Genomic DNA, 3,911 nt, shown 5'->3' with positions numbered 1-3,911 from the left:
TTCTCGCCCACTGGAAAGCCTGCTTTGAATGATGCGAATATATTCATCGGAATCGATACTGCTTCCGGAAAGCAATGCAACAACTTTTTTACCTTTTACCTGAATTTTGCACCATAGACTTAACCGAGGGTGGATACCACCTGGGAACCTTTGCTATTATGGGGGTTACGAAGCCAACCCATAAAAGCAGGAGGGACCCAGATGGTAAAATCCAAGAAATCAAATTTCCGAAAAAACCGCAACCCTAAAGGATTTAGCCCAAATGGCGCCAGGGCCAAGAAAATCAATGCTTCAACCGCTTTTGATACCTGCAGCGAGCAATTGAGCCCATTTGGCGGGCTTTTGCCGCTGATCAAATTTATGGACCTGATCGAGTTTCGAAAAATATTTGACTTTGCCTATGCACCGCCCACGCGTGAACCCAAGCTGGGCCACTATTCGATGGTCGTCGGGTTGCTGATGCTACTGTTTATCGGGTTTAACCGCATCTGGCACTTCTCCTACCTTCGCCTGGACGCCATGCTGTGCGGGTTTTTCAAACTCACGCGCCTGCCGGTAGCCAGCACGTTCTGGCGCTATGTCGACAGTCTGGGCATCAACCAGGCCCATGCCCTGCTGCGATTGATGGCCTTGTTGCGCAATCGGGTCTGGCAAGTTTGCGATATATCCTATTACCGCATCTGTCTGGATATCGATACGACGGTGGAAACCGTTTTCGGTAATCAACAAGGCGCGCGAAAAGGCCACAACCCACGCCATCGGGGTAAAAAAGGATACCGTCCGGTGCTATGTTTCATCGAACAAAGCCGCGAGTATTTACTGGGTAAACTTCGTAAGGGCGAAACCATCAGCGGCAAACAAACCGCCGCCTTCATCGCTAAAATAAAAAGGTACCTTCCCGATTGCGTTAACCAGGTGTTGATTCGCGCAGACGCGGAATTTCAAAGCTGGCATAGCGTTCATGAGTGCCTTAAGGCCGGTTACCATTTCATCATCGCCAACAAAAAATGCGAGCCGCCATTTGATCCCAAGGGGTGGTACCGGCCGCATCAGCGCAACCCTTATGAATTCAACAGCTGCGTCTACCAGCCGATGGGCTGGCTGCAGCCCGTTCGATTTGTGGCCATGCGAATACCCAAGCCAAACAAGGTTGCCAAAGATCAATACGTCCAGCGTGAACTGTTTGAAGTCGACCGTTATGAATACCGCATCTTTTGCACCGATCTGCGTCGCAAGGCCCATCAGGTCATCGCCGAGTATGACAAACGCGCCGATGTTGAAAACCTCGTGGGGGAGGCCAAGCGCGAAGGCCTGGATGCGATTCCGTCATCGCGCTTTAAAAACAACTATGCCTATTTTCAAATCGTCATGCTGGCCTACAATATTTGGCGCTATTTGAAGATGATCGCCGAGCTGAGCGCTAAAGCCAAACCGCCGGCAGAAAAAAACGAGCAGCGCCATGGATTCTCAGGTATTGAGACCAACACGGTTCGCATTGCGCGGCTGCGGCTGTTGATGATTGCCGCCAAAGTGGTAACGGACTCGAATAAAGACAAAGTTCGCTACTCGGTCCAGGACAGTCGAACGCCGGCATTGATTTCTTTTCTCAAATACCTCGACAAGAAAAGATCGCAGCCCAGGCCGTGGGCTGGTGGCATGCTCCAGGCAGCAAGCGGGCAGCTGCGCAGTTGATGCAAAAAATTTCTTGCATGGAGATATCATGATTAATCTTAAATACATACTGCATAAATTGCCAAGGCGTTTTACTCGAAGATTTTCTCAGCGCTGCCACTGACAGTGGCCATGTTGTAGCCTCGGCAATTGGGACCGAGTCTTAAAAAAATCGCGGGCATTGGCCGTTATGGCCATATGCGTGCAAAATTCAGGTAATAACAGTCATCATGGGATTATATTGCTTTTATTTCAAATTAGTACTCCTTTGGAATAATTCCTGTGGGTTTCGATTTTGATGGAACTACACCAATTGGTTAAATATCAGAGGAAGTTTGTTTTTATTTTTCCGGCGGGGCAGGCACAGCCGTTAGCGCAGGGTCTGCATTAAAAAATACGCGCCACTTCACTGTCTCCCCGTCACATTTTTCATCCCCAGACGCTTTTCCGTGATTCCTTGGTTCCGGTCGCCCCCGCGAGGTATTCCATCTGGGAATCCGTGTGGGCTTTTTCATTTTTGCTCCGTTGCACATCAAAATGACGGGGACCTTACCCGAGTGAATAGTAACCCCTTGAATTGTCTGCTGAGTCGAGTTTCAGGTTAATTCGGATTGGCGGAAGTATATTGGGAATGTTGAATTAATATACGAACCCGAAGTTCGTTTCTGAGGTGGATTGTGAACCCTCCTGGTCGTTGGATCGGGAGGGTTCTTTTTTTTAGAGGGATTGATGTGTCATAGTCTGAAACAAGATCTTATAATATCTGCGAATCCTAATTCATGGAAGGATATTGTCCTTGTAAAGCTCTGGATACAATTTTTTTGCACATTCAGGGCAGATGCCATGACTGAACGTAAAGTTGAAATGGGTAAGGAAATAGTTCTCGATTTGGCTCCAATTATCATTTTCTTCGTGGACCTTTTTGCATGATGCGCAGATGATAATCAGACTACCTGCGTTACTGGTGTCCTTTCCTGACATATCAATGCGCCGGTCGGTTTTTTCTGAAAGTTTTTTTTCTGCCATTCCCCGGGTGGTAACATTGCGGTCTATTCCACGATACCCAATCACTGCGCCGACTTGGTCAAAGATGGGCACGCCGCTGGTTTCCAATATGATTTCAGAACCGTTTTTATGCCGATTGATCTTTTCGATTGCTTTTAAGGGCTTGCGTTCTGCCTTCAATCGCTGGAACAATGGCTTCATCCGCTTCGCTTCTCTGGCCGGCATGAAATCGAACAGGCTTTTACCAAGCAATTCTTCCGGTCGATAACCCAATATATCAAAGACCATCGGGTTTACGTAAGTATAGACATTGTTGTTGTCTATTTCCCAGAGCCAATCACTGGTAAGCTCTGCCAGCTTGCGGAATTTTTCCTTTTTCTCCTCAAGCTCTTTTGTTCGCAGCTTGCTCTGGGTTACATCCCGACCGATACACTGGATTTCAGACAACTGGCCATTTTTGTCAAAGACACCGGTAAAATCCCATTCCTGCCACCGTGACAAACCATTTGGGTCAAGGATTTGGAGTTCGACAGTCATGGCTGTTGAACTGCTTCGAACCGCATCGAGGCTCCCGAACAAAGTGTTAAAAGCAGATTCATTGATAAGTTCTTTGTAGAACCGGCCGATCAGCTCTTTGGGTTCATTAAATCCCAAAGAGTTGGCATAGGGCCTGTTTATAAAAGAAATTTTGTAGTCTTTGCTTAACAGGAGCACATAGTCTTTTTGACTGTCGATAATTCTACGATACCGCTCGCGGCTGGATATGATGGTGTTTACTAACTGTTTTTTTTCACTCTGCTGGTTTAATAAAGTGATTCCTTTATTTATCGATGCTATAAGTTCATCCGGGTCGATAGGTTTTTTCAGATAATCGATAGCGCCTTTTTTAAGGGCCTTGATAGCTTTCTTTTCTGATTGTTCACCGGTATAAATGATAACCCGAGTGCCGAGTTTGTTATCTTCCAAGTAATCCATGACCTCAAAGCCACTTTGATCGTTGAGATGAAGATCCAGTAAGATGAGGTCGTAGACGGTATCAGAAAGAAAATGAAAGGCGTCCTGCAAATTGATGCTCATTTGGATATCAAAGCTGTAGAAAGAAAGAAGGGCGCGAAGGCTTTCGCGCATTTGCGGGTCATCTTCTACGACTAAAATTTTTGGCTCTGAAGCGTTTAGCATTCGTTCAATCCCAGCCAGAGTAACTATACAATTCGATGATTAATATTGATATATAT

Annotated in this window: 2 protein-coding genes; one reads left to right on the top strand and one right to left on the bottom strand. The window is 46.5% G+C overall.

The window, feature by feature from the left end:
• Positions 1 to 201: 201 nt before the first annotated feature.
• Positions 202 to 1,692 carry an IS1380 family transposase gene (locus ABYV26_RS22545; protein ID WP_372683607.1) on the top strand — a complete coding sequence of 497 codons (1,491 nt, stop codon included), beginning with the start codon at positions 202 to 204 and terminating at the stop codon, positions 1,690 to 1,692.
• 756 nt (positions 1,693 to 2,448) lie between these two features.
• Here ABYV26_RS22545 and ABYV26_RS22540 read toward each other — a convergent pair.
• Complete coding sequence (locus ABYV26_RS22540; protein ID WP_372683606.1) at positions 2,449 to 3,855, bottom strand: PAS domain S-box protein; 1,407 nt, start codon at positions 3,853 to 3,855, stop codon at positions 2,449 to 2,451.
• Positions 3,856 to 3,911 lie beyond the last annotated feature (56 nt).

It is taken from the genome of Desulfosarcina sp. (assembly GCF_041551955.1).
GTDB lineage: Bacteria > Desulfobacterota > Desulfobacteria > Desulfobacterales > Desulfosarcinaceae > Desulfosarcina.
Note: the sequence above shows the minus strand (reverse complement) of the source record. Positions and strands in the feature narration are given on the sequence as shown.